This is a genomic window from Micromonospora sediminimaris (assembly GCF_016863575.1).
GTDB lineage: Bacteria > Actinomycetota > Actinomycetes > Mycobacteriales > Micromonosporaceae > Micromonospora > Micromonospora sediminimaris.
The window spans coordinates 134,315-159,268 of sequence record NZ_BOPD01000007.1 but is presented as its reverse complement, the minus strand read 5'-3'; the positions used below and the strand labels follow the sequence as shown (position 1 = coordinate 159,268).

Annotated in this window: 21 protein-coding genes; 5 read left to right on the top strand and 16 right to left on the bottom strand. The window is 72.8% G+C overall.

Going from position 1 to position 24,954, the window contains the following annotated elements; translation table 11 throughout:
- Positions 1–273: 273 nt before the first annotated feature.
- From mraY to mraZ, 7 genes are all read right to left on the bottom strand, one after another.
- Complete coding sequence (gene mraY, locus Vse01_RS04650; RefSeq protein ID WP_093401147.1) at positions 274–1,407, bottom strand: phospho-N-acetylmuramoyl-pentapeptide-transferase; 1,134 nt, start codon at positions 1,405–1,407, stop codon at positions 274–276.
- Positions 1,404–2,831, bottom strand: a complete 1,428-nt coding sequence (locus Vse01_RS04645; protein WP_093401148.1) for a UDP-N-acetylmuramoyl-tripeptide--D-alanyl-D-alanine ligase — start codon at positions 2,829–2,831, stop codon at positions 1,404–1,406. The genes mraY and Vse01_RS04645 overlap by 4 nt, the downstream gene beginning before the upstream one ends.
- The gene (locus tag Vse01_RS04640; protein WP_093401149.1) at positions 2,828–4,384 is read right to left on the bottom strand and encodes a UDP-N-acetylmuramoyl-L-alanyl-D-glutamate--2,6-diaminopimelate ligase; all 1,557 of its coding nucleotides are present in this window, start codon (positions 4,382–4,384) and stop codon (positions 2,828–2,830) included. The genes Vse01_RS04645 and Vse01_RS04640 overlap by 4 nt, the downstream gene beginning before the upstream one ends.
- A gap of 46 nt (positions 4,385–4,430) precedes the next feature.
- On the bottom strand, positions 4,431–6,656 hold the full coding sequence (locus Vse01_RS04635; protein WP_093401150.1) for a peptidoglycan D,D-transpeptidase FtsI family protein: 2,226 nt from the start codon (positions 6,654–6,656) through the stop codon (positions 4,431–4,433).
- Positions 6,657–6,659: 3 nt separating this feature from the next.
- Complete coding sequence (ftsL, locus tag Vse01_RS04630; protein ID WP_093401151.1) at positions 6,660–7,265, bottom strand: cell division protein FtsL; 606 nt, start codon at positions 7,263–7,265, stop codon at positions 6,660–6,662.
- Positions 7,262–8,368 carry a 16S rRNA (cytosine(1402)-N(4))-methyltransferase RsmH gene (gene rsmH, locus Vse01_RS04625; protein WP_093401553.1) on the bottom strand — a complete coding sequence of 369 codons (1,107 nt, stop codon included), beginning with the start codon at positions 8,366–8,368 and terminating at the stop codon, positions 7,262–7,264. Before rsmH ends, ftsL begins: the two co-directional genes overlap by 4 nt.
- A gap of 210 nt (positions 8,369–8,578) precedes the next feature.
- On the bottom strand, positions 8,579–9,010 hold the full coding sequence (gene mraZ, locus Vse01_RS04620) for a division/cell wall cluster transcriptional repressor MraZ (protein ID WP_093401152.1): 432 nt from the start codon (positions 9,008–9,010) through the stop codon (positions 8,579–8,581).
- Between the two features lie 356 nt (positions 9,011–9,366).
- On the opposite strand from mraZ, the gene Vse01_RS04615 reads away from it, so the two are divergent.
- From Vse01_RS04615 to Vse01_RS04605, 3 genes are read left to right on the top strand one after another with little or no spacing between them, the layout of a single operon-like run.
- Complete coding sequence (locus Vse01_RS04615; protein WP_093401554.1) at positions 9,367–10,614, top strand: Mur ligase family protein; 1,248 nt, start codon at positions 9,367–9,369, stop codon at positions 10,612–10,614.
- Positions 10,604–11,323: a type 1 glutamine amidotransferase gene (locus tag Vse01_RS04610; protein ID WP_093401153.1), complete on the top strand. Its 720-nt coding sequence runs from the start codon at positions 10,604–10,606 to the stop codon at positions 11,321–11,323. The genes Vse01_RS04615 and Vse01_RS04610 overlap by 11 nt, the downstream gene beginning before the upstream one ends.
- Positions 11,320–12,096 carry a TVP38/TMEM64 family protein gene (locus Vse01_RS04605; RefSeq protein ID WP_093401154.1) on the top strand — a complete coding sequence of 259 codons (777 nt, stop codon included), beginning with the start codon at positions 11,320–11,322 and terminating at the stop codon, positions 12,094–12,096. The genes Vse01_RS04610 and Vse01_RS04605 overlap by 4 nt, the downstream gene beginning before the upstream one ends.
- A gap of 150 nt (positions 12,097–12,246) precedes the next feature.
- Here the strand turns inward: Vse01_RS04605 and Vse01_RS04600 are convergent, their stop codons facing one another.
- Both Vse01_RS04600 and Vse01_RS04595 read right to left on the bottom strand, forming a co-directional pair.
- The gene (locus tag Vse01_RS04600; protein ID WP_093401155.1) at positions 12,247–12,900 is read right to left on the bottom strand and encodes a response regulator; all 654 of its coding nucleotides are present in this window, start codon (positions 12,898–12,900) and stop codon (positions 12,247–12,249) included.
- Positions 12,897–14,180: a sensor histidine kinase gene (locus Vse01_RS04595; protein ID WP_139233053.1), complete on the bottom strand. Its 1,284-nt coding sequence runs from the start codon at positions 14,178–14,180 to the stop codon at positions 12,897–12,899. Before Vse01_RS04595 ends, Vse01_RS04600 begins: the two co-directional genes overlap by 4 nt.
- 132 nt (positions 14,181–14,312) lie before the next feature.
- Here Vse01_RS04595 and Vse01_RS04590 point away from each other — a divergent pair, with 132 nt between their 5' ends.
- Together Vse01_RS04590 and Vse01_RS04585 are read left to right on the top strand one after the other, a co-directional pair.
- Positions 14,313–15,224 (top strand): ABC transporter ATP-binding protein, encoded by a 912-nt coding sequence (locus Vse01_RS04590; protein WP_170863256.1) that lies wholly within the window; start codon positions 14,313–14,315, stop codon positions 15,222–15,224.
- Positions 15,221–16,063, top strand: coding sequence for an ABC transporter permease (locus Vse01_RS04585; RefSeq protein WP_093401158.1), 843 nt, complete (start codon positions 15,221–15,223; stop codon positions 16,061–16,063). Before Vse01_RS04590 ends, Vse01_RS04585 begins: the two co-directional genes overlap by 4 nt.
- Before the next feature lie 105 nt (positions 16,064–16,168).
- On the opposite strand, the gene leuS is transcribed toward Vse01_RS04585, so the two are convergent.
- The 7 genes from leuS to mbhE form a co-directional block, all read right to left on the bottom strand.
- Positions 16,169–18,994, bottom strand: coding sequence for a leucine--tRNA ligase (gene leuS / locus Vse01_RS04580; RefSeq protein ID WP_093401159.1), 2,826 nt, complete (start codon positions 18,992–18,994; stop codon positions 16,169–16,171).
- Between the two features lie 230 nt (positions 18,995–19,224).
- On the bottom strand, positions 19,225–19,587 hold the full coding sequence (mnhG, locus tag Vse01_RS04575; protein WP_093401160.1) for a monovalent cation/H(+) antiporter subunit G: 363 nt from the start codon (positions 19,585–19,587) through the stop codon (positions 19,225–19,227).
- Positions 19,584–19,841: an MrpF/PhaF family protein gene (locus Vse01_RS04570; protein ID WP_093401161.1), complete on the bottom strand. Its 258-nt coding sequence runs from the start codon at positions 19,839–19,841 to the stop codon at positions 19,584–19,586. The genes mnhG and Vse01_RS04570 overlap by 4 nt, the downstream gene beginning before the upstream one ends.
- Positions 19,842–19,843: 2 nt before the next feature.
- Positions 19,844–20,260 carry a Na+/H+ antiporter subunit E gene (locus Vse01_RS04565; RefSeq protein WP_093401162.1) on the bottom strand — a complete coding sequence of 139 codons (417 nt, stop codon included), beginning with the start codon at positions 20,258–20,260 and terminating at the stop codon, positions 19,844–19,846.
- Positions 20,257–21,720 (bottom strand): proton-conducting transporter transmembrane domain-containing protein, encoded by a 1,464-nt coding sequence (locus Vse01_RS04560; protein WP_093401163.1) that lies wholly within the window; start codon positions 21,718–21,720, stop codon positions 20,257–20,259. Before Vse01_RS04560 ends, Vse01_RS04565 begins: the two co-directional genes overlap by 4 nt.
- A complete protein-coding gene (locus Vse01_RS04555) occupies positions 21,717–22,088 on the bottom strand; it encodes a sodium:proton antiporter (protein WP_093401164.1) in 372 nt (123 codons plus the stop codon). Before Vse01_RS04555 ends, Vse01_RS04560 begins: the two co-directional genes overlap by 4 nt.
- Positions 22,085–24,889 carry a hydrogen gas-evolving membrane-bound hydrogenase subunit E gene (mbhE, locus tag Vse01_RS04550; RefSeq protein ID WP_093401165.1) on the bottom strand — a complete coding sequence of 935 codons (2,805 nt, stop codon included), beginning with the start codon at positions 24,887–24,889 and terminating at the stop codon, positions 22,085–22,087. Before mbhE ends, Vse01_RS04555 begins: the two co-directional genes overlap by 4 nt.
- Positions 24,890–24,954: the final 65 nt, after the last annotated feature.

The following is a 24,954-nucleotide window of genomic DNA, read 5'->3' as shown; positions in this document are numbered from 1 at the left end:
CGTCCGGTCACCGCGGTCACCGACACCTCCGGACGCGCCGGGCTGCGGTCCACTGCCACGTCGTCTGCTCGCGCCTCCCCCACAGCGTCATCATCGCCGCTACCGGCACCCGACCGGGGCGGTACGGCCCGGTCGGCGTGTCGCACTTGCGCCAACCACCCTCCGCTGTCCCCCCAACACTCCATCCCAAAGCGTTGATCAAGAGGTTTGGGTCGGGATCCGTAACGGATCCCGACCCAAACCTCTTGATCAACGCTGCCCAGCGGGGTGGGGTCAGCCCATGTTGGCCAGGAAGTCGCTGTAGAAGAGGCCGAGGGCGATGGCCACGCCGATGCCGGCGATGATCCAGAACCGGACCACGATGTTGACCTCGCTCCAGCCGGCGAGCTCGAAGTGGTGTTGCAGCGGGGACATCCGGAAGACGCGCTTGCCGGTGGTCTTGAAGGAGATGATCTGGATCACCACCGACATCGTGATGATCACGAACAGGCCACCGATGATCAGCAGGAGCAGGATCGTCCGGGTGGACATCGCCATCCCGGCGATCAGGCCACCGAGGCCGAGCGCTCCGGTGTCGCCCATGAAGATCCGGGCCGGCGAGGTGTTCCACCACAGGAAGCCGACGCAGGCACCGGCCGCCGCTCCGGCGATCAGCGCGATCTCCAAGGGGTCGCGGACGGTGTAGCAGTAGTTGTCCGGATTCGCGGTGTACGCCGGGTCGGCACACCAGTGCCGGTACTGCCAGAACGCGATCACCGCGTACGCGCCGAGCACCATCACCGAGGCCCCCGTGGCCAGCCCGTCGAGACCATCGGTGAGGTTGACGCCGTTGGTCGCCGCCATCACCACGAAGATGAAGATGATCACGGCACCGATCTTGGTCACGTCCAGCGCCGGGATGTCCCGGATGAAGCTGAGCGTGGTGCTGCCGACCGTCTCGGTGTTGGTCACCGCGCCGGTGGCGTCGGTCATGGTGGAGGGGAACCAGAGCGCGACGACTCCGAACACCGCGCCGACCAGGATCTGCCCGAGCAGCTTGCCCCTCGCGCTCAGGCCACCGCTGTGCCGCTTGCGCACCTTCAGGAAGTCGTCGATGAAGCCGACCGCGCCGCAGAAGACCATCAGCCCGAGCAGCACCAGCGCCGTGATGGTCGGCTCGACCTGGGCGATCTGCGCGTCGGGCAACGTGGTCAGGGCGAGGTGGCCGGCCACGTACGCGATGACAGTGGCCAGGATGAACACCACGCCGCCCATCGTCGGCGTGCCCTTCTTGCCCTGGTGCATCTGCGGGCCCTCGGCCCGGATGGGCTGGCCGGCCTTGAGCCGGGTGAAGACCCGGATCGCGATCGGGGTGCAGAACAGCGAGACGAGGAAGGCCACCCCGATGGCCACGATTACCGCCCTCACGCGGCGCCACCCCCGGCCGACGCCGACGTACCCGTACCGCCCCCGGCGGCCTCGACGCGCAGCGCGTCGGCCACCTCCCAGGTCCGGTACCGGGAGCCCTTCACCAGGACGACGTCGCCCGGCCGTAGCTCGCTGCGCAGCACCTCGACGGCCGCCGCCTGATCGGTGAGCAGCACCGACTCTCCTCCCCAGTCACCTACCGATGTCGCCCCGTGATGGATCGGCGCCGCCGCCTCGCCGACCACGAGCAACCGGTCCACACCCAGCTCGGCCGCGAGCCGGCCCACCTCGGCATGTCCCTGCGCCTCGAACTCGCCCAGCTCGGCCATGTAGCCGAGCACCGCGACGGTACGCCGTCCCGCGCCGATGCCGCCCAGCGCCCGCAGCGCCACCGCCGTCGACGCCGGGTTGGCGTTGTACGAGTCGTCGATCACGGTGATCCCGTCGGTGCGCTCGAAGACGTCCATCCGACGGGTGGAAACCAGCCCGAGCGCGCCAAGCGCGGTGGCCAGCTCGGCCAGCGGCATGCCCAGCTCCCGCGCCACGGCCGCCGCGGCCAGGCTGTTCCAGACCTGGTGGCGGCCGGTGAGTCCGAGCCGCACCGGTGCACTGCCCTCCGGCGTGACGAGGGTGTACGCGGGCCGTCCCCGCTCGTCAAGCGTCACGTCCACGGCCCGCACGTCGGCGTGCGCCGACTCGCCGTAGCGGATCACCCGGGCCACCGTACGGGCCGCCATGGCGTCGACAAGCGGATCGTCGGCGTTCAACACCGCCAGGCCGTCGGCCGGCAGCGCCTCGACCAGCTCGCCCTTGGCCAGAGCGATGTTCTCCTGCGACCCGAACTCGCCGATGTGCGACACCCCGACGTTGAGCACCACGGAGATGCGCGGCGGCGCGACCTCACAGAGGTACCGCACATGGCCGATGCCCCGGGCGCCCTTCTCCATCACCAGGTAGCGGGTGGTCGGGCCGGCCTGCAACGCCGTGTACGGGTGCCCCAGCTCGTTGTTGAACGATCCGGGCGGCGCCACCGTCTCACCGAGCCGGGTGGTCAACTGGGCGATCAGGTCCTTGGTGGTGGTCTTGCCCGACGAGCCGGTCAGCCCGATCACGGTGAGCCCGGGCAGCCGGTCCACCACCGCACGGGCGAGCCGGCCCATCGCTGCCAACGGATCGGCGACAACGATCATCGGCACCCCGGGCACCTCGCGGGTACCCATGACCGCCACCGCGCCGGACGCCACCGCCGCGGCGGCGAAGTCGTGGCCGTCCACCTTCTCCCCGTCGAAGGCGACAAACAGCCCACCGGGGGTGACCTTGCGGGAGTCGAACTCCACGCTGCCGGTGACCTGCGCGGCGGGATCGGCGGCGACCAGCCGACCGTCGACCGCCGAGGCCACCTCCGCCAGGCTGAGCGTGATCACTGGCCCTCCAGATCCCCGAAGCGGCCCCGCAGCGCGTCGGCAAGCTCGGTCCGGTCGTCGAACGGGTACACCTCGCCGGCGATCTCCTGGCCCCGCTCGTGCCCCTTGCCGAGCAGGGCCACCACGTCACCCGGCGTCGCCAGCCGCACCGCCTCGTCGATCGCCGCCCGGCGACCACCGACCTCGATCACCTGGGCCGACGCGCCGGCCCGGCGCGCACCGGCGAGCACCTCGGCGCGGATCACCGCCGGATCCTCGGTGCGGGGGTTGTCGTCGGTCACCACCACCACGTCGGCGCCGGCCGCGGCGGCGGCACCCATCGCCGGCCGCTTGGCCCGGTCCCGGTCACCACCGGCCCCGATGACGCAGATCAGCCGGCCGGTGCTGAGTTCCCGCAGCGCGGCCAGCGCGGCCACCACGGCGTCGGTCTTGTGCGCGTAGTCGACCACCCCGCGCACCCCGCCGGCCACGCCCACCGACTCCAGCCGCCCGGGTACGCCGCCGCAGGCGGCCACGCCCTCGGCGGCGGTAACCGGGTCGATCCCGGCAGCCACCAGGCTGGCGATGGCCAGCAGGGCGTTGGACACGTTGTGCCGGCCGGGCAGCGCCACGCGGGCGGGCAGCGTCAGTCCGTCCGGGCCGTGCGCGGTGAACCGCTGCGCGTACCCCTCGCCGGTCTGCTCGTCGGCCCACCAGGTGGCGGCCCGGTCCCCGAGCGCGGAGAAGCTGACCGTGCCCGGCTTGAACAGCGCCTTCAGCGCCGGGTCGTCGTGGTTGAGCACCTCGATCGCGCACCGGCCGTCGAACAGCCGGGCCTTTGCCGCGAAGTAGTCCTCGGCGTCGGCGTGGAAGTCCAGGTGGTCGGAGCCGAAGTTGGTCCAGCCACCGACGGCGAACCGCACCCCGCCGACCCGGCCCATCGCCAGGGCGTGGCTGGAGACCTCCATGACCACCGCGGTCACGCCACGCTCGCGAGCGGCGGCCAGCATGGCGTGCAGGTCGGTGGCCTCGGGCGTGGTCCGCACGCTGTCGATCACCAGATCACCGAGGCGGGTCTCCACGGTGCCGATCAGGCCGGTGGTGTGGCCGGCGGCGCGCAGCCCCGACTCGACCAGATACGCGGTGGAGGTCTTGCCGGCGGTACCGGTCACCCCGATCACGGTCAGTTCTGCCGTCGGATCGCCGTAGACGGCCGAGGCGAGCGTGCCGAGCACCGCGCGGGGGTCGGCCACCACCAGGGTCGGCAACCCGCTGTCGGCGGCCCGCTCGGCACCGGCCGGATCGGTGAGCATCGCGACCGCACCGGCGCTCGCCGCTGCGGCGGCGAACTCCGCGCCGTGCCGTCGGGCGCCGGGCAGGGCCGCGTACAGATCGCCGGGGCGGACCTCGCCGCTGGCGTGGGTCACCCCGGTCACCATCGGGTCGGCACTTGTCGGGGACGCCACGGCGAGCCGGGCGGCCAGGTCACCGAGCCGGATCCCGGTCACGGAACGGGGACGAGGATTGCCGCGCACGGCGTCAGACCCTACCCGGTCGCTCGGTCCGGGCCGCACGGCGCGCCTGAATCTCCGTCTGATGAAGTCGAACCGCAGGTGGTGGCTACGGGAAGACGGTGAACGTCGGCGCCGGCTCGGTCGACGGCGGTACCCGGTGATGACGCAGGGTGAAGGTCATCATGTCCTGGAAGGCCGGTGCCGAGATCTGGCCACCACCACCGCTCGGGCTGTGCACGAAGACCGCGATCACGTAGCGCGGGTTCTCCGCCGGGGCCATCCCGATGAACGAGGCGACCTCGCCGGGCTGCTTCTTGCCGTCGACCAGTCGCCAGCCGGTGCCGGTCTTGCCGGCGACCCGGTAACCGGGGACGGCGGCGGCCAGCCCGGTGGCGTCGTCGACAGTGGTGACCGCTTCCATGATCGTACGCAGGGCGGCGGCGTTGTCCGGACTGAGCACCTGCCGGGTCTCCGGCGCCGGCGCGGGGGTCCGTTTCCCGTTCGGGGCAATGGTCTCCTTCAGCAGGTGCGGCTGGATGTACGTGCCGTCGTTGGCGATGGCGGCGTAGGCGGCGGCCATCTGCAACGGGGTGGCGTCCACGCTGTGCCCGATCGGCACCGACCCGTACGACGAGTCGCTCCACTCCTCCACGGGCAGCAGCCGCCCGCTCGCCTCACCGGGCATCCCGACCTCGGTCGGCTTGCCCAGGCCGAACCGCCGCTGATAGTCGAGCAGGCGTTCCGCGCCGAGCTTGTCGGCGATCTGGATGGTGCCGACGTTCGAGGAGTACGCCATCATGCCGGCGACGCTCATCCGCCGCCCGTTCGCCTGGTGGGTGTCGCGGAACCAGGTGTCGCCCTTGCGGATGGCGTTGGCCACCGGGAACGAGGTGTCCGGGGTGATGACGCCTTCCTGAAGGGCGGCGCCGAACGTGATCGGCTTGTGCACCGAGCCGGGGTCGACGATGAAGCTGGTGGCCGCGTCCTCCCGGTCGGTCGGCTCACTCGGGAAGGGCTTCGCCGCGTTGTAGGTGGGGTGGCTGGCCTGGGCCAGCACCTCACCGGTACGCGCGTCCAGCACCACGGCGGCGCCGGTGCTGCCCTGCACCTGTTGCATCCGGTCGCTGAGGATGCGCTGCACCATGTACTGCAGGTCGCGGTCGATGGTGAGCACCACCGAACTGCCCGGCTTGGCCTTCGTGGTGCTGCTGTAGCCGCCGGGGATGGGAGCGGCCAGGTCGCCGAGACCGACCTCGAAGACCCGCTGGCCGTCCTCGCCGTGCAGCAGGTCGTCGAAGCGCGCCTCCAGACCCTCCAGCCCGACCATGTCCGGGCTGGTGAAGCCGATCAGGTTGGCCGCGAGATCCCCGCCGGGCACCTCGCGCCGCTCGTCGCGGTGCGTGGCGATGCCGGGCAGCTTGAGCGCCATGATCTCCTTCGCGCGGTCGATGTCCACCCCCCGAGCGAGGTACTCGAACTGCGAGTCGACGCCGTTGATCCGTTTGCGGGGCTTCATCTTCTCGGCCAGTTCGGAGGCCGGGATGCCCAGCAGCGGGGAGAGCGCCCGGGCGGTCGCCGCGATGTCGACGATCCGGGTCGGGTCGGCGTAGACGTACCGGGCCTCGACGCTGTGCGCCAGGGCGGCCTCGCCGGAGCGGTCGAAGATGGCGCCCCGCGGCGCGGGCAGTTGCACGGTCCGGGTGCGGTCGGCGAGCCCGCCGTCGGCGTACGCCGGTGTGTCGACGGTCTGGAGCACGACCAGCCGCACCCCGACGGCGACGAAGAGGGCCAGGGTCAGCGCGGTACCCAGTCGCAGCCGGCGTCCCGGGTCGGCCAGCCGGGGCGGTCGGGGCCGCTTGCGTGCCGGCCGGCGCGGCGGCGTGTGGTCCCCGCGACGCGGCTCCCGGGTGGCCACCCGCCGCCGAGGGGCGGTGACCGGGGGCTCGTCGCGCGGGGTGCGGTCGGTGACCGTACGGGTCACCGTGGCACGTGCGGCGCCACCGTCCCGCCGGCCCGGGCGGCCGGCCGCCCGGCCGGCGGCGCCCCGGCCACCGTCGAGCACCTGTAGCGCCGGGCGGAACGGGTCCTGCGACCGGTTGCTGCGCGGAGTACGCCGCTGCTCCGCGCGTCCGGTGCCGGCAGCCGCGCCGCCCTCGCGCACGGTGCGGCCCCGGGGGGTGTAGGCGCGGGCGTCGGAGATGCCGCCGAGGCCCGGATCCGCGTCCCGCTCCGCCGTCGCGCGGGGCGGCGTACCCCGCTGCCCGCCGCCACGCGACGAACCGCGCCGGGAGCCTTCGGCGTCCCGGCGCGGTTCCTCCGACCTCGGTGGCACGGCCTACCCCTGCCCGCCCTGCTGGCTGGCGATGGAGAGCTTCCCACCGGCCGGCTGCGGCACCCCGATCACCTTGCCGTCCGGCAGCCGGATGTACGCCGGCTCACCCGACTCGACCAGCCCCAGCTTGCGGGCCTGGGCGGCGAGGTTGCCCGGCGACTCGGACTCGGCGATCTGCTTCTTCAGCTGCTGCTGCTCCACGTCGAGCTTGGCCTGCTGCTGCTGCAACTCGTCCAGCCGGAAGGCGTTCTCGTTGATCTTCGTGTTGACCGCCAGGATGCCCAGCACCCCGCCGACGACCAGCACCACCACCAGCGCGGCGAACGGTGCCCGCGGCACCCGCACCGGCGGCGGCGGGGCGACCCGCAGCCGCGGCGACTCCGACCGCTCGGCCGCGACGGCGACCCGCTCCACCGGACGCAGCGCCGCGCTGCCCTGGGTCGGGAACTCGCGCGCCCCCCGGGCGCGAGTCTCCGCCGACCGGTTCACCCGGTCCGTCCGCCGAGCACCGTCGCCCGCTCCCCGGGTCCGCTCCGCCGCGATCCGGCCCCCCGACCGCGGTGCGCGCTGCCCGGCGCCGGCGATGTCCCGACGCTTGTCTACGTTCATGTCCCCTCCCCCTCTTCGTCCGTCGTGTCCCCCGGCGCCCGCCGCGGATCCGGACCGGATTCCGTGGTGGACCCCGTCCCCGGTTGGTGCATCGCCTTGACCCGGCGGCGGTACCGTTCGCGGTCGGTACGCCCCCGTTGCCGTGCCTGCGGATCGATCCGCTCCGCGGCCCGCAGGCGCACCGAAGCGGCCCGCGGATTCGCGGTGACCTCCACCTCCCCAGGCAGTTCCGCGCCCCGACTGAGCAGCCGGAACGTCGGCTCTGACCCGGGCAGTTCGACCGGGAGGTCGATCGGGCCCGTGCTGCGGACCCGATCGGCGAGCGCCTGCTTGGTGAGCCTGTCCTCCAGCGAGTGGTAGGACAGCACCACCAGGCGACCGCCGACGGCGAGTCGATCCAGAGCGGCCGGCAGCGCTGTCTCCAGCGCTGCCAGTTCTCTGTTTACCTCGATCCGTAAAGCCTGAAACGTTCTCTTTGCCGGGTGTCCCCCGGTTCGTCGGGCTGGTGCCGGAATCGACTCCCGGACCAGCTCGGCCAGCCGCGCCGACGAGGTGATCCGGCCGCGTTCCCGCTCCCGGATGATCGCCGAGGCGATCCGGCCGGCGAACTTCTCCTCGCCGTAGACCCGCAGCACCCGGGCCAGGTCCGGGTGCGGGTAGGTGTTGACCACCTCCTCGGCGGTCACCCCCCGGGTCTGGTCCATCCGCATGTCCAACGGCGCGTCCTGCGCGTACGCGAACCCGCGGTCGGGCGCGTCGAGCTGCAACGAGGAGACACCGAGATCGAACAGGACCCCGTCCACGGACGGATATCCCAGCCGGTCAAGCACCTCGGGCAGTTCGTCGTAGACGGCGTGCTCCAGATGGACGCGGTCGGCGAACCGGGCCAGCCGGACCCTGGCGTGGGCCAGCGCCTCGGTGTCCCGGTCCAGGCCCACCAGCACCGTCTCCGGATGGGCCTGCAGCACCGCCTCGGCGTGGCCGGCCAGACCCAACGTCGCGTCGACGTGCACGGTGCGGCCACCCCGGCCCAGCGCGGGGGCCAGCAGCTCGAGACACCGCTCGAGCAGCACCGGCACGTGCGTGCCGCGTAGCTCCCCCATGTCGACCCCCACTGGTTGAACCGGTTGTGTATCCGCGCCCTGTTCGTCGGACGACGCCGTGCCGTCGTACCGCCAGATCCCCATCCGCTCTCCGCCCGCCCGTCGGGCCGCAGGCCCGGAGGGTCGGATCGTGCGCCTGGCACCGGGGAAGGGATGCCAGGAACTCGAAAGCGGCTGGAGATCTCGCAGTACGTCGGGCGTCGCCACGCCCTACAGACCGCCGGGCAGCACCCCTTCCTCGATGTCGGCGAAGTCGTCTTCGCTCTCGGCGAGGTAGGTCTCCCAGGCGACCTTGTCCCAGATCTCCACCCGGGTGCTCGCACCGATGACCACCAGGTCCCGGTCGAGCCCCGCATATGTACGTAGGTGCGGCGGGATGGTCACCCGACCCTGCTTGTCCGGCACCTCGTCGTGCGCGCTGGCGAAGAACACACGGCTGTAGGCCCGGGCCGCCTTGTGTGTCATCGGCTGCGCACGCAACTGCTCCGCGATCTGCTGGAACTCCGGCGTCGGGAAGACGTAGAGGCAGCGCTCCTGCCCTTTGGTGATCACGACACCCCCCGCCAGCTCATCCCGGAACTTCGCCGGAAGGATCAACCGGCCTTTGTCGTCCAGGCGCGGAGTGTGGGTGCCGAGAAACATCGGCCCAACCCCCTCGCCCTTTGAGCGGCGTTCGCGCGCCGCTGACCCCCCGGGCCGGTGGGCCCCTCCCGGCCCCACCAATGCGCCCCACTCTACTCCACTTCCCTCCACTCGCAACCAGATTCGACCGCGTGGCGCGCCGCGCGTCGCCACAAAAGCGCACGTCAGGCGGGGTGGAGCGGAGTGGAGGGCCCGGCGGCCCCGCAGGGCGGGTCCGCTTTCCGACATAGATCGACTCCGTCCGGCCGAGGGTCATCCGACCGGCCGCCGGCAGAGCCGAGCCGAACGGATCGCCGTCGGTGCCGATCTCGCGGGTCCGCTGGTCCGGTAACCTCGCTCGGGTGACGGACGCGAAGATGCCCCTGCGGGCGAAGGTGGCCAGCTCCGTGTCACGGACCGCCGCGGCGTTGTCCCGGGCGGCGGGCCGGGGCGACGGCTCGGTGATCGGTGGTTGGCTCGGCCTGAAGATCGACCCCGAACTGCTCGCCCACCTCTCCGCCGGCCGGGCCATCGCGCTGATCTCCGGGACCAACGGGAAGACCACCACCACGCGGCTCGCCGCCGCGGCCGTCGGGGTACTCGGTCGGGTCGCCACCAACTCGTTCGGCGCCAACATGCCCACCGGACACACCTCCGCGCTGGCCAAGGCCGGCAGCACGCCGTACGCGGTGCTGGAGGTCGACGAGCACTACCTCGCCCAGGTGATCGAGGCGACCGACCCGCACGTGGTGGCGCTGCTCAACCTCTCCCGTGACCAGCTGGACCGGGCCAAGGAGGTCGCCATGATGGCGCAGCTCTGGCGCGCGGCGCTGGCCCGGCATCCGGACATCCGCGTGGTCGCCAACGCCGACGACCCGATGGTGGTCTGGGCCGCCACCCCGCCGGCCTCCCACGACCAGCGGATCACCCCGCCGCACGTCACCTGGTTCTCCGCCGGGCAGCGCTGGCACGACGACTCCTGGGTCTGCCCCGAGTGCGGCTCCACCATCCAGCGCTCCGGCGAGCAGTGGTGGTGCACCGGCTGCCCGCTACGCCGGCCGGAGCCGCAGTGGACCGTGGACGACGAGGGCGTCGTCGACCCGACCGGCGCCTGGTACAAGGTCAAGCTCCAGCTACCCGGCAAGGTCAACGTCGGCAACGCGGCCACCGCCCTCGCGGTCGCCGCCGAATTCGGCGTACGCCCCTTCGACGCGGTGCCCCGCCTCGGTGACGTGACCTCGGTGGCCGGACGCTACGCCCAGGTGGTCCGGGAGGGTCGCACCGTGCGACTGCTGCTGGCCAAGAACCCGGCCAGCTGGCTGGAGGCGTTCGACATGGCGGACGAGGCGCCGACGCTGCTGTCCATCAACGCCCGCGACCCCGACGGGTTGGACACCTCGTGGCTCTTCGACGTCGACTTCGCTCCGCTGCGCGGACGCCTGGTGCTCATCACCGGCGACCGGGCGTACGACCTGGCCGTGCGGCTGGAGATCAACGACGTGCCCTTCCAGTACGTACGCACCTTCGACGAAGCCGTCCGGGCGGTACCTCCGGGTCGGCTGGAGGTCATCGCGAACTACACCGCGTTCCAGGACATCCGAGCGGAGTTGGACCGTGTCAACTGAGACCCTGCGCATCGTCTGGATCTATCCGGACCTGCTGTCCACCTACGGCGACCGGGGCAACGCTCTGATCCTGGCCCGCCGGGCCCAGCAGCGCGGGTTTCCGGTCGAGGTGCTGGAGGTCCGCTCCGACCAGCGGCTGCCCACCACGGCCGACATCTACCTCATCGGCGGCGGTGAGGACGGCCCGCAGGCGCTCGGCGCGCAACGACTGCTCGCCGACGGTGGCCTGCACCGGGCGGTGGCCCAGGGCTCGGTGGTCTTCGGTGTCTGCGCCGGCTACCAGTTGCTGGGCACCTCGTTCTTTGCCAAGGGCACCCAGTACCAGGGCCTGGAACTGCTCGACCTCTCCTCGGACCGGGGTCCCAGCCGGGCCGTCGGCGAGTTGGCCGGCGACATCGACGCCCGCCTCGGCCTGCCGCCGTTGACCGGGTTCGAGAACCACGGCGGTCGCACCCACCTCGGCCCCGGGGTCTCCCCGCTGGCCCGGGTCACCGCCGGGGTCGGCAACGACGGCGCCACCGAGGGGGCCTGGCGGGGCAAGCTGCTCGGCACGTACTCGCACGGCCCCGCGCTGGCCCGCAATCCGGCCCTGGCCGACCTGCTGCTGCGCTGGGCGACCGGCGCGCAGCACCTGCCCCCGCTCGACGACACCTGGGCCGACCGGCTGCGGGCCGAACGCCGGACCGCGGTGGCCACCGCCCGGGCATGATCCGCAAGCTGCGGAGACGACTACTGCGGGTGAGCCGGTCGGGTGCCCCCGCGGCCGGCCCCCCGCAGCCCGACAGCCCACCGGTCGGTTCCCCGCCCGCCGGGTGGTGCCGTCTGCTGGTCGCCGCGACGCCGTCGGTCACCCGGTTCGCGCTGCTGCTGCTCCTGCTCGCTGTCTTCGGGGCGACGCTGTTGCTGGTGCCGCACCCCGAGCCGACGGCGCTGCCGGACCTGGCCGACCGGATGGGACGGCTCGCCCCGGTGGCCGGTGTGCTCGGCGGGGCACTGCTGCTGGTGGCGCTGGTCCCCCGCACCTTCATCACGCTCGCCGCGGGTGCCATCTTCGGTGCCCTGGAAGGTGCCGCGTACGCGCTCGGCGCCGCGCTGCTGGCGGCGGCGATCGGCTTCACCGTGGGGCGGGTGCTGGGCCGGGAGTTCGTCGCCGAACGCGTCCGGGGCCGGCTGGCCCGCCTCGACCGCTGGTTCGCCCGGCAGAGCGTCCTCGGCGTGGTCACCGTACGGCTGCTGCCGATCTCCGGTTTCGGTCTGGTCAGCTACGGCTACGGCACCACCGGCGCGCGGGTGCTGCCGTTCCTCGTCGGCAGCGTGATCGCCTCCGCGCCGACCGCGTTCGGCTACGCGGCGGTCGGCGCAGCCGTGACCAGCCCCGGCGAGATCAACTGGTTCGCCGCCGCCCCGGCCTCGCTGGGCTTCATCGCCAGCGCCGTACTGCTCGCCCGCTGGTGGCGCGCCGAACGCCGCCTCCGCCGCTGACCGACTTCCCCACCCCCCGAACCCAGCGGGACCGCGCAACTTCGGGGAAAGTGCTGGTTCCGAGGCGGTCGAGGCAGCACTTCCCCCGAAGTTGCGCATGCAGGCATGCGGGCGCGCGGCGGGGTGGCGGAGGGGAGATGACGGTGGGGGTCAGCGGGGCGGGGCGACCAGGCCGGCTTCGTAGGCGGCGATGACCAGGTGCACCCGGTCGCGGGCGCCGAGCTTGCTGAAGAGTCGGGCCACATGAGCCTTTGCGGTGGCAGTACTGATCACCAGCTCGGCGGCGATCTCGGCGTTGGACAGGCCCCGTCCCACGAGGGTGAGCACCTCGCGCTCCCGATCGGTCACCCCGGCCAGCGACCGTGGCGTCGCAGCCGCCGGCCGGCGACTGAACTCGGCGATAAGTCGCCGGGTCACACCTGGTGCGATGAGCGCGTCCCCCGCCGCTACCACCCGGATCGCGCCGAGGATGTCCTCCAACGCCATGTCCTTGACGAGAAAGCCGCTCGCGCCGGCCCGCAGCGCGGCGTGCACGTGTTCGTCGTCGTCGAACGTGGTGAGCACCAGCACCCGGGTAGGACCGCCGGAGTCGGTGATCGTCCGCGTCGCCTGGATGCCGTCGGTCCCCGGCATCCGCAGGTCCATCAGCACCACGTCGGGCAACACCTCACGAGTCAGGCGTATGGCTTCGGCGCCGGTGCCAGCCTCGCCGACCACTGCCATGTCCGGCACGTCGGCGATCAGCACGCGCAGCCCGGCCCGCACCAGCGGCTGGTCGTCGACGAGCAGCACCCGGATGGTCACCGCTCCGCCACCTCCTCAGGACGACCGCCGACCCGGCCGCCACCAGCCGGACGGCCACCGACGACACCAGCACCACCCGGACGACCACCGGCCGGGACTGCGCTCTGCGGCGACACCGGCAGCCAGGCTGTCACCCGGAAGCCTCCCTCGGACCGTGGTCCGGCCCGGAACCGGCCGCCGACGGCCATGACCCGCTCGCGCATGCCGATCAAGCCGTGCCCCTCGACGCCGATCGGACCGCCCCGGCCGTCGTCGACGATTTCCACCATGACCGCGTGGTCGCCGCGCTCGACGACGACCCGGCACGCGTCCACCCCGGCGTGGCGGACCACGTTTGTGAGCGCCTCCTGGACGATGCGGAACGCGGCGAGGTCGATCTCAGCCGGGACCGGCCCGTCGCCGGCCGAGCACAACTCGACCCGGACTCCGGCATCACCCGTCGCGGCGATCAGCCGCTCCAGGTCCACCAATCCGGGCACCGGCTCCAGCGGCGGCGGATCCCCGTCGCCGCGGCGCAGCGCGCCGAGGGTACGCCGCAGGCCGGCCAGGGTGTCCCGGCTGGCCGCCTCGATGGTGGCGAGCGCGGCGCGGGCCTGGGCCGGTTGGGTGTCGATCACCCGTGCCCCGACCCCGGCCTGGATGGCGATGACGCCGATGCTGTGCGCGACCATGTCGTGCAGTTCCCGGGCGATGCGCAGCCGCTCGGCGGTGACCGCCTCGGCGGCGGCGTGCCCGCGCATCGCTGCCGCGTAGCTCCGCCGTGCCCGCACCGAGTTGCCGGCGATCCAGGCTGTCGCGACCGCCAGCACGGTCAGCGCGGCCTGGTCCACCGGCTCGACTCCGAGGTTCACGAAGGCAGCGAGCACCTGCGTCACCAGCACCGCCCCGGCGGCCGGCACCGACACCCGACGGGAGCGGTTCGCGGCAACGACGGCGAGCGCCGCGTCGACGGCGAGGAACTGGAGATTGAAGATGTCGCCGAGGTACCCGGGATCCCGGCCGTGCACGGTCGCGGCGCACAGCGTCGCTCCGGCGAGCATCAAGCCGAGCGCGGTCAGCGGGCGGCGCCGCAGCAGGCCCGCCGGCAGCGCCACGATGAGCACCGGCACCAGGTAGCGCACCGGCAGCCACCAGCCCACCACGCCGAACCCGTCGCCGCTGTTCGCCACGGCCGGCGCCAGCGCCCAGAGCACCGGCAGCAGGGCGACCCCGGCCCACACCAGGACCGCCCGCACCACCGGCACGGTGGCACGCGGCCGGATCAGGGCGGTGACGTCCACCGGCACACGGTATCCAGCGCCGCGCCGCGCCGGCATCGGCCCGGGGGCGTACGCCCGCAGGCCACTGTCCAGGCGCCCGGTACGGCCGGCGGGTCGACGCGGCAGCGCCCGGCGCCCGGCAGCGTGCACGGCATGATCGAACTTGATGGCCTGACCCGGCGGTACGGCCGCACCACCGCCGTCGACGGTCTGACCCTGACCGTCCGACCCGGCCGGGTGACCGGCTTCCTCGGCCCGAACGGCGCCGGCAAGTCCACCACCCTGCGCATGGTGCTCGGGCTGACCACGCCGACCAGCGGCACCGTCACGGTCGCTGGCGTCCGGTTCCGGGACCTTGCCCGGGGGCTACGGCACGCCGGCGCGCTGCTCGACGCCGGGGACGTGCACGCCGGGCGCAGCGCACGGGCGCACCTGACGGCCCTCGCCCGCGGCAACGGCATCGGCTCCCGGCGGGCCGACGAGGTCCTGGGACTGGTCGGCCTCGACGATGCCGCCAACCGCCGGGTCGGCCGATTCTCGCTCGGCATGCGGCAACGCCTCGGTATCGCCGCCGCGTTGCTGGGCGACCCGCCCGTGCTGATGTTCGACGAGCCGTTCAACGGCCTCGACCCGGAAGGGGTGCGCTGGGTGCGCGAACTGTTCCGACGGCTCGCCGCCGAGGGCCGCACCGTCTTCGTCTCCAGTCACCTGATGGGCGAGGTCGAGCACTGCGCCGACCACCTCGTCGTCATCGGCCGGGGCCGGTTGATCGCCGACGAGTCCCTGAACGACTTCGCCGCCCGCGCCGGCCGGGCCGAGGTCGTCCTGCGTACCCCCGAATCGGCCGCCCTGACTTCGGCGCTGGTGGACGTTGGCGCGGACGTGCGGCCGGATGCGGATGGCGCGCTCGCCGTCAGCGGGGTGGACGCGGAACGGATCGGCGACCTGGCCCTCGGCCTGCGGATCCCGCTGCACCAGTTGACCACCCGCACCGCCTCACTGGAGGAGGCCTTCATGGCACTCACCGCCGCCGACGTCGAGTACGCCGCCCGGAGGACCCGATGACCACCGCGACCCGACCCGCCACCCGCACCAGCCCGACCCACCTGGCCCGCTACCGCGACCTGCTCGCCGCCGAATGGATCAAACTCTGGTCGCTCCGCTCCACCTGGGCGGCGTTCGCCCTGATCCTGCTCGCCATGGTCGGCCTCGCCGGCCACGCCGCGCTGGCCACCCACGCGGGCTGGCCGGACTGGTCGGCCGAGCGGCGGGCGCTGCGTTCCCCGCTCTGGGACGCCTTTCCCACCGAGGCGCAGATGTTCGTCGTCCTCGCCGCCAGTGGTGTCGGCGCGGTCGCGATCGGCGGTGAGTACGCCTCCGGGCTGATGCGCACCACGTTCGCGGCCGTCCCCCGGCGCTACGCGGTGGCCGCCGCCAAGTTGACCGTGCTGACCGGCGTGCTGACCCTGCTGGGGGCGCTGGGCGCGGCGGCGGCGTTCGTGGTGTCGCAGGCGATCCTCGCCGACGTCGACGCGAACATGTCCATCGGCGATCCCGGCGCGCTGCGCGGCATCGCCGCCTCCGCCCTGCTGGTGCCGCTCTGCGCGCTCGTCGGTATGGCCCTCGCCGCGCTGATCCGGCACACCGCACCCGCGATCGTCACCGCCGCGACCCTGCTGCTCCTGCTGCCCACCGCCGTCGACGAGGACGAACGCTGGAGCGCACTGCTCCGGCACGCCATGCTGGTGCCCGCGTGGCAGCGGCTCAGGGACCCGAACGGCTCCCCGCCGTGGCTGACCGACATTCACCCCGCCACCGTCTCCGGCGCTTGGACCACCTACACCGCCTGGGCCGCCCTGACCGTCCTGATCACCGCGCTGGCCCTGACCCACCGCACCCCCTAATACACCCACCCCACCCAGCGTTGATCATGAGGTTGACGGCGGTAGTCGACCTTCAAACTGCCGCCACCTCATGATCAACGCGGGTGGAATCGGCCAGGGTGGGGGTTACAGGACGATGGAGACCATGCGGGTGGGGATGACGATGACCTTGCGGGGTTGGGAGCCGGCCAGGGTGGTGGCGACGGCTTCCAGGGCCGCCTGCCGTACGTCGTCCTCGCCGGCGTCGGCGGGCACCTCGACGCGGGCCCGGACCTTGCCGTTGACCTGCACCGGGTAGGTGACCGTCTCGGCGACCAGCAGGGCCGGGTCGGCGACCGGGAAGTCCGCGTACGTCAGCGAGGTGGAGTGGCCCAGCCGTTGCCACAGCTCCTCGGCGATGTGCGGGGCGAACGGCGCGACCATCAGCACCAGCGGCTCGGCCACCTCGCGCGGGGTACGCGACAGGCGGGTCACCCCGTTGGTCAGCTCGATCAGCTTGGCGATCGCGGTGTTGAACCGGATCTGCTCCATGTCGCCCCGGACACCGTCGATGACCTTGTGCAGCAGCCGCCGGGTCTGCTCGTCGGCGGGGGCGTCCACCACCCGCGACTGCCCGGTCTGCTCGTCGACGACGGCCCGCCAGACCCGTTGCAGGAAGCGGTACGAGCCGACCACCGCCCGGGTCTCCCACGGGCGGGACACCTCCAGCGGCCCCATCGACATCTCGTACACCCGGAACGTGTCCGCGCCGTAGGCGGCACACATCTCATCCGGGGTGACCACGTTCTTCAGGGACTTACCCATCTTGCCGTACTCGCGGTTGACCTGGACGTCGCCCAGGAAGAAGCCGCCGTCGCGCTCGGCGACCTCCTCCGCCGGCACGTACGCGCCCCGGGCGTCGGTGTACGCGTACGCCTGGATGTAGCCCTGGTTGAACAGCTTGCGGAACGGCTCGAAGCTGGAGACGTGCCCCAGGTCGTACAGCACCTTGTGCCAGAACCGGGCGTACAGCAGGTGCAGCACGGCGTGCTCGGCGCCGCCCACGTACAGGTCCACGCCGCCGCAGTCGCCCTCGGCGCGCGGGCCCATCCAGTACCGCTCGTTTTCCGCGTCGACGAACCGGCCCTCGTTGGTCGGGTCCAGGTAGCGCAGTTCGTACCAGCAGGAGCCGGCCCACTGCGGCATCACGTTCGTCTCCCGGGTGTAGCGCTTCGGACCGTCACCCAGGTCCAGCTCGACCTCGACCCAGTCGCGGCGGCGCGACAGCGGCGTCTCCGGGTCGCTGGCCGCGTCCTCCGGGTCGAAGGTGCGCGGGGAGAAGTCGTCCACCTCGGGCAGCTCGACCGGCAGCATCTCCTCCGGCAGGGCGATGGCGGCGCCGTCGGCGTCGTAAACGATCGGGAACGGCTCGCCCCAGTAGCGCTGCCGGCTGAACAGCCAGTCCCGCAGCCGGTAGGTCACCGCGCCCTGACCGTTGCCGGTCTCCTCCAGCCAGCCGATGATCCGGGCCTTGGCGTCGGCCACGCCCAGGCCGTCCAGGTCCAGGCCGCGCTCGGGCGCGGCGCTGTTGATCGCCGGGCCGTCCCCGGTGTACGCCTTGCCGTCGAAGCCCTCCGGCGGCTGCACGGTACGCACGATCGGCAGCTCGAAAACCTCGGCGAACTCCCAGTCCCGCTCGTCCTGGGCGGGCACCGCCATGATCGCGCCGGTGCCGTAGCCGGCCAGCACGTAGTCGGCGATGAAGATCGGGATCTGTCCCCCGGTGACCGGGTTGGTGGCGTACGCGCCGGTGAAGACGCCTGTCTTCTCCTTCGTCTCGGCCTGCCGCTCCACGTCGGTCTTGGCCGCTGCCGCCTTGCGGTACGCCTCGACGGCCTCCCGCGGGCCGGCGTGCCCGCCGGTCCACGCGTCCCGGGTGCCCTCCGGCCACGCCGCCGGCGCCAGCGTGTCGACCAGCTCGTGCTCCGGAGCCAGCACCATGTAGGTGGCGCCGAAGACGGTGTCGGGCCGGGTCGTGAACACCCGGATCGGGGCGACCGGGGTCGGGAAGTCGATGTGCGCGCCCTGCGACCGGCCGATCCAGTTGCGCTGCATCAGCTTGATCGGCTCGGGCCAGTCCAGCTTGTCCAGGTCGTCCAGCAGCCGGTCGCCGTACGCGGTGATCCGCATCATCCACTGCTTCAGGTTGCGCTTGAAGACCGGGAAGTTGCCCCGCTCGGAGCGGCCGTCGGCGGTGACCTCCTCGTTGGCCAGCACCGTGCCCAGCCCGGGGCACCAGTTCACCGGTGCCTGCGACACGTACGCCAGGCGGTGGTCGTCGACGATGGCGCTCCGCTCGGCGGCCGACAGCTCGGCCCACGGCCGGCCGTCCGGGGTGCGCCGCACGCCCCCGGCGAACTCGGCGATCAGCTCGCTGATCGGCCGGGCCCGGCCGGCCTCACGGTCGTACCAGGAGTTGAAGATCTGCAGGAAGATCCACTGGGTCCAGCGGTAGAAGTCGGTGTCGATGGTGGCCACCGAACGTCGCTGGTCGTGGGCCAGGCCCAGCCGGCGCAGCTGCGCCCGGTAGCGCTCGATGTTGGCCTCGGTGGTGGTCCGGGGGTGGGTACCCGTCTGCACCGCGTACTGCTCGGCGGGCAGCCCGAACGCGTCGAAACCCATCGCGTGCAGCACGTTGCGGCCGGCCATCCGCTGGTACCTGGCGAAACAGTCGGTGCCGATGTAGCCCAGCGGATGCCCGACGTGCAGCCCGGCCCCGGACGGGTACGGGAACATGTCCAGCACGTACAGCTTCTCCGCACCTGATCGCGGGTGGGCCGGATCGGCCAACGGACCGGACGGGTTCGGCGCGTGGAAGGCACCCTCCCGCTCCCACCGGTCCTGCCAGCGGCTTTCGATCTCGTCGGCCAGCGCTGCGGTGTACCGGAACGGTGGGACGTCTGCCTCGGTCATGGCCTTCTCCTCGCGTCGCTCGGCGGAGTCTGTCGGAGTGCTGGCTGGTCTCGGGTCTGCCACACCGGCCCGTCGGGGCCGGCAGCGGGCACGAAAAAGCCCCTCACGCAGGAGGGGCCGCCGTGCTGTCGCGCGTTCAGCGCATCAGCACGGCCCGGTAAGAAGCAGGAAGACTCCGGCCATGACCGGCAGTGTACCGCGCGTGGTGTGTCGCCGCCGCCCACCACCCCTCAGATCTGGCCCCGGGCCGGCTCGTCGCCGCCCTCGCCGGCCCGGCCACCGAGTTCGTCGTAGCGGGTGATCGGTGCCAGCGGTGCCCCGGACTGGTAGGCGGCCCGCGCCAGGGTGTAGCCGCCGATCGGTGCGGTGAACAGTTGCAGCCCGACGGCGGCCAGGACCACCACGGCGGTACGCCAGCCAGGAATCAGCAGCAGCACGCCGAGCAGCACGCAACTCACCCCCAGGCTGGCCGCCTTGGCCACGGAGTTCATCCGGTGATAGACGTCCGGCAGGCGGATCAGGCCGACCGCGCTGGTCGCGATCAGCGCGGTGCCGAGCAGCAACAACGTCGACGCCAGCAGGGTGCGGATCATCGCTGCCGCCGGTGCACCAGCCGGGCCATCGCCACCGTCGCCAGGAAACTCACGAGCGTTCCGGTCAGCACCAGGTCGAGCAGATCGGGGGCATGCAGCCGGGCGGCGAGCACCGCCAGGGCCGCCAGGAAGACGAAGAAGCCGAGATCCAGGGCGGCTGCCCGGTCGGCGTCGGTCGGACCGACCACCAGCCGGACGATCACCACCGCCATCGAGCCGGCGAGGACCACGAGTACCGAGTCGAGCAGGATCATCGTCACCTCCGGGTCACCTCCGACTGGCCGCCGTCCGGGCCGTCCGGGTGGGCGGCCGGGCGCAGGGCGGCCAGCAACCGCCACTCCAGTTCGGTCACCGCCCGCCGGAACGCCACCGGGTCGGCGGCGTACATGCCGTGCACCCAGAGCGCGGCGGTGGGTTCGCGGTGCACGCCCAGGGTCAGCGTGCCCGGAGTCAGGCTCACCGCCAGCGCCACCGCGGCCACCTCGGTGTCGGTGGTCGCCCGCAGCGGCACCCGCACCACCGCCGGCGCCAGCCGGGAACCCGGCGTCAGAATCTCCCAGGCCACGGCGAGGTTCGCCTGGACCAGCCGGACCGCGAAATAGCCGGCGAACCGCAGGAGTCGTCGAGCCCGCACCACCGTGCGGCGCGGGATCGGCATAGCGCCGGTGCTCATCGGCCGGTCACCGCCCGTACGTAGTCCACCGGGTCACGCAGCCCGGCCGCCGCCGTGTCGGCGAGCATCAGCAGCGGTGCCGCCGCCAGCCCGGCTGCCAGGGAGAGGCCGGCCAGCGCCAGCGGTGGGCCGACAAGGGTCGGGCCGATCCGCTTCGCCACGCTCGACGAGGCCGGCGGGTCCCCGGTGAACAGCGCGCTCCAGACCTTCAGCATGGACAGCAGGGTGACCAGACTGACCAGCACCGCGACCGTCATGGCCAGCCAGGCGCCGGCCTCCGCGGTGGCCCGCAGCAGCAGGAACTTCGCCAGGAACCCGGAGAACGGCGGCAGGCCGGCCAGCGACAGCGCCGCCCCGGCGAAGGCCAGGGCGAGCGCCGGACGTTGCCCGGCAAGACCGCCGGAACCGTCGAGCCGGTCGGTGCCGCGCCCGGCGCGTACCGCTGCGGCGCACAGGAACAACGCCGCCTTGACCACGATGTACTGGGCCAGGTAGTAGACCGCCGCGGCAAGCGCGGCGGCGGTGAACAGGGCCAGGCCGAGCAGTACGTAGCCGAGCTGGCTGACCATGTGGAAGGTCAGGATCCGCCGCATCGAGTTCTCACCCACGGCCCCGAGCACGCCGACCACCATCGACACGAGCGCCACCGCGCCGAGCAGCCAGCGGTATCCGGGATCGCCGCCGTACACCACCGCGTAGATCCGGATCACCGCGTAGAGACCGACCTTGGTCAGCAGCCCGGAGAAGAGCGCCACCACCACTGGCGAGGCCACCGGATAGGTGCGGGGCAGCCAGTCGTGCAGCGGCACCAGCGCACTCTTGACGCCGAGGGCGAGCAGCACCACGCCGCCGGCGACCGCGACGGTCGGTTGGTCGCGTGCCGCGCCGGCCAGGTCGCCCAGCCCGACCACGCCGGTGGTGCCGTAGACCAGGGCCACCCCGGCCAGCAGCAGGGTGGACCCGAGCAGGTTGGTGGCCACGTACACCCGTCCCGCGCCGCCGCGCCCGGCCCCGCCGGCCAGGCTCAGCAGCACGTACGAGGGCACCAGCATCACCTCGATGAGCACGAAGAGGTTGAACAGATCGGTGGTGAGGAACGCGCCGCCGGACCCGGCCGCGAGCACCAGCACCAGCGGCAGGAAGTACGGGCGACTGTCGTCTCCGGAGCCGACAGCGGCGACGAGACAGCAGAGCACCACCAGCGCCGTCACCGTGACCAGCAGGGCGCTGAGCACGTCTGCCGCCAGGCTGATGGCGATCGAACCGGGCCAGCCACCGACGCGCAGCACGGCCAACGCGCCCCCACCGGTCCACGCCAGCAGCGCCAGGCCGGTCGCCAGCACCACCGTCATGGTCGTGAACGCGCCGACCCGATGCAGCCTGGTGCGGCCCGGCAGGGCGAGCAGCACCCCGGCGACGAGCAGCGGCCCGACCACCGGGATCAGCAGCAGACCGCTCACCGGCGCCGCCCCGTGCCGTGCCCGCCCTCTCCGCCGTCACCTTCGGAATCGGCGTCGGCGTCGCCACCGGTCGGATCTGCGGCGGGCCCACCGGCACCGCGTCGCAGCAGGCCGAGCAGATGGATGGTGATTCCGAAGCTGATCACGATCGCGGTCAGCACGAACGCCTGCGGCAACGGATCGGCGGTGTCGGGACCGACCTCCTCCAGCGCCGCGGTCCGCCGGGCCAGCCCACCGGCGGCGAGCAGCACCACGTTGACGGCGTGACCGAGCAGCACGAAGCCCAGCACCACGCGCAGCAGGCCCGGCCGCAACAGCAGGAACACTCCCGCGGCCACCAGGACGCCGACCACGAACGCGGCGCTCACCGGGCACCTCCGGTCTCCGGCTGGCCGGTCGGCTGGCCGGTCGGCAGGTCGGTCGGCAGGTCGGTCGGCAGGTCGGTCGGCTGGTTCGGCGGTACGCCGAGGCGGCGCACCGCGGCCACCACCAGCGCCAGGACCATCAGGTAGATCCCGAGGTCGAACAGCAGCGACGTGGACAGCGACGGCAACGGATCCGGCGTGTTCAGGGCGAGCGGCGCGAGCAGCGACCGACCTGCGGCGAGCGGCACCAGCGCGGCGACCGTCGCGGTCAGCAGCCCGGCCGCCACCAGTGGCGCCGACCTGAGCCGACTCAGCAGTGGTGCGCCGCCGGGGTGCGCCAACTGGCCGAGCCCGACGGCGGTGCCCGCCAGCAGCGCCCCGATGAAGCCGCCGCCGGTCTCCTCGTGTCCGCGTAGGAACAGCACCGCCGAGGCGAGCAGCATCACCGGTGCGAGCACCCGGTAGGCGAGGCCGAGCACGAGGTCGTCGCCGGCCGTTCCGGTGCTGGCCGGCTCGACCGGGCGACCGGCGGCAAGCCGGACCAGCCCGAGTGCCACCACCGCGAGCACCACCGCCTCGCCGAGGGTGTCCAGGGCCCGGAAGTCCACCAGGATGGTGTTGACGACGTTGGCACCGCCGGTCAACGCCTCCGCCCGGTCGAGGTACCACCGGCCAGGGCCGGACACCTGGTCGCGGCCGGTCAGCACGGCCGTACCGGCGGCGGCCGCGACACCGGTGGCGGCCGCGAGCAGGGCCGCGCCCACGACCGGCCGGCGTCGTCCGACGGGCGCGAGCCGGGGTGGCTGCTGGCGCAGAGCCAGCATGACGACCACCGCGGTGAGCACCTCCACCAGCATCAGGGTCAACGCCACATCCGGTGCTCCGACGGTCAGGAACCACGCCGAGAGCAGCAGCCCCACCACTCCGGTGAGGCCGATCGCCGCCAGCGCGGAGCGCGCCACCAGCAGCCCGGCGAGCGCCGTCACGAGCATCCCCAGCAGCAGCCAGTCGCCGGGCCGGGCCGGGTCGCCATCACCCAGGCCGGCCGGGACGTCGGTCAGCGTCACCGCCGCGACCGTGGCCAGGGCCACCGTCGCCAGCAACGGCCGGGCCAGGTACGGTGCCGGCCCCGGCGCGTGCGCGGTCCGGGCGACGAACGAGCCCGCATGCAGCAGCGCCTGCCGGGCGCGCTCGAACAACTCGGCGAACGGCGGGATGGTGGGTACGGACCGAAGCCACCGGTCCACCCGGACCCGGCCGAGGAACATCAGGACGCCCAGCAGCACGGTGAGCACGCTCAGCCCCAACGCCGGGGTGAAGCCGTGCCAGAAGGCCAGATAGGGCGGCGTACCCTCCGGGCGGGCATCGTCCGCGGCCCGCTCCACCAGCGGGCTCAGCACGGCCACCGTCGGGCCGAGCACGGTCGCGGCCACCGCGGCCACCGCGGCCGGGGCGAGAAACGCCCAGGACGGCTCGCGCAGCTGGCGCTGCCGGGTCGGTCCCTCCACCATGCCGTGCACCAGGCGGGCCGCGTACGCGAAGGTGAGCACCGAGGCGAGCACCCCGAGCCCGGCCGCGCACCAGCCGAGCCACCCTCCCCCGTAGGCCCCGCCGAGGGCCTCGAAGATCGCCTCCTTGCCGACGAAGCCGATGGTCGGCGGCAGGCCGGCCATCGACATCGCGGCCAGCGCGGTGAGCCAGACCGTCGCCGGCATCACCCGGTGCAGCCCCGCCAGTTCCCGCACGTCGCGGCTGCCCGCCTGGTGGTCGATGATGCCGACCAGCATGAACAGGGTCGCCTTGAACAGCGCGTGGGCGACGGTGTAGAGGATCGCCGCCGCGTCGGCGTCCGGGGTGCCAACGCCGATCACCCCGACCAGCAGGCCGAGCTGACTGACCGTGGAGTACGCCAGCAGCGCCTTCAGGTCGTACTGGCGCAGCGCGAGCAGCGCGCCGAGGATCGCGGTGAGCAGGCCGACGGCGATCAGGGTGCCGTTCCACGCCCAGGAGCCGCCGAACACCGCCGAGAAGCGCATCAGCAGGTAGATGCCGGCCTTCACCATCGTCGCCGCGTGCAGGTACGCGCTCACCGGCGTGATCGCCACCATCGCACCGGGCAGCCAGAAATGGAACGGCAGCTGCGCGGACTTGGTGAACGCCGCGACGATGATCAGCGTCCCCACCACCCAGGCCGGTACGCCGCTCAGTCGCTCCGGCTCGGCCACGATGGTGTCCAGGCTGGTGGTGCCGAGGTGCACTGCCAACAGCACGATCGCGGTCAGCAGCGCGAGACCGCCGGCGACGGTGACCAGCAGCGCCTGCACGGCCGGTCCGGTGGCCGCCGGCCGACCGCCCTGCCCGATCAGGACGAAGGAGAGGATCGAGGTGAGTTCCCAGAAGACGAAGAGCACCAGCAGGTCGTCGGCGAGGACCAGGCCCAGCATCGCGGCGGCGAAGAGGGTCATCGTCACGTACACCCGCTCCTGCTCGGCCTCGCTGCCGTCGAGGTAGCGGGGGCAGTAGGCCATGATGAGCGCGCCCACCCCGAGCGCCAGCAGCGCGAAGACCAACCCCAGCGCGTCCATCCGCAACGCGGCGTGGACCGCCAGGCCGGGCAGCCACCGCCAGGCCACGGTGACTTCCCGGTCGTCGAGGATCACCGGCAACCGGGTGAGCAGCAGCGCAGCCGCGACGAGATAGCCGGCGGCCAGCGGATAGCCGGCGTCACGGCCGAAGCGCCGCACCAGCAGCGGTACGCAGACCGCCAGGCCGACCTGCCAGGCGAGCGTGGCGGCGAGGATCACCTCGTCATGTCCTCCTGTCCGGCAGGCGGATTCGGGCCCGCTTACCCGGCAGAACCGATGACATG

Coding starts and splice junctions, on each gene's coding strand:
- ftsL (WP_093401151.1), bottom strand. CDS start 7,265: ATGAACGTAGACAAGCGTCGGGACATCGCCGGCGCCGGGCAGCGCGCA.
- rsmH (WP_093401553.1), bottom strand. CDS start 8,368: ATGGGGGAGCTACGCGGCACGCACGTGCCGGTGCTGCTCGAGCGGTGT.
- mraZ (WP_093401152.1), bottom strand. CDS start 9,010: ATGTTTCTCGGCACCCACACTCCGCGCCTGGACGACAAAGGCCGGTTG.
- Vse01_RS04615 (WP_093401554.1), top strand. CDS start 9,367: ATGCCCCTGCGGGCGAAGGTGGCCAGCTCCGTGTCACGGACCGCCGCG.
- Vse01_RS04605 (WP_093401154.1), top strand. CDS start 11,320: ATGATCCGCAAGCTGCGGAGACGACTACTGCGGGTGAGCCGGTCGGGT.
- Vse01_RS04590 (WP_170863256.1), top strand. CDS start 14,313: ATGATCGAACTTGATGGCCTGACCCGGCGGTACGGCCGCACCACCGCC.
- Vse01_RS04585 (WP_093401158.1), top strand. CDS start 15,221: ATGACCACCGCGACCCGACCCGCCACCCGCACCAGCCCGACCCACCTG.
- leuS (WP_093401159.1), bottom strand. CDS start 18,994: ATGACCGAGGCAGACGTCCCACCGTTCCGGTACACCGCAGCGCTGGCC.
- mnhG (WP_093401160.1), bottom strand. CDS start 19,587: ATGATCCGCACCCTGCTGGCGTCGACGTTGTTGCTGCTCGGCACCGCG.
- Vse01_RS04570 (WP_093401161.1), bottom strand. CDS start 19,841: ATGATCCTGCTCGACTCGGTACTCGTGGTCCTCGCCGGCTCGATGGCG.
- Vse01_RS04565 (WP_093401162.1), bottom strand. CDS start 20,260: ATGAGCACCGGCGCTATGCCGATCCCGCGCCGCACGGTGGTGCGGGCT.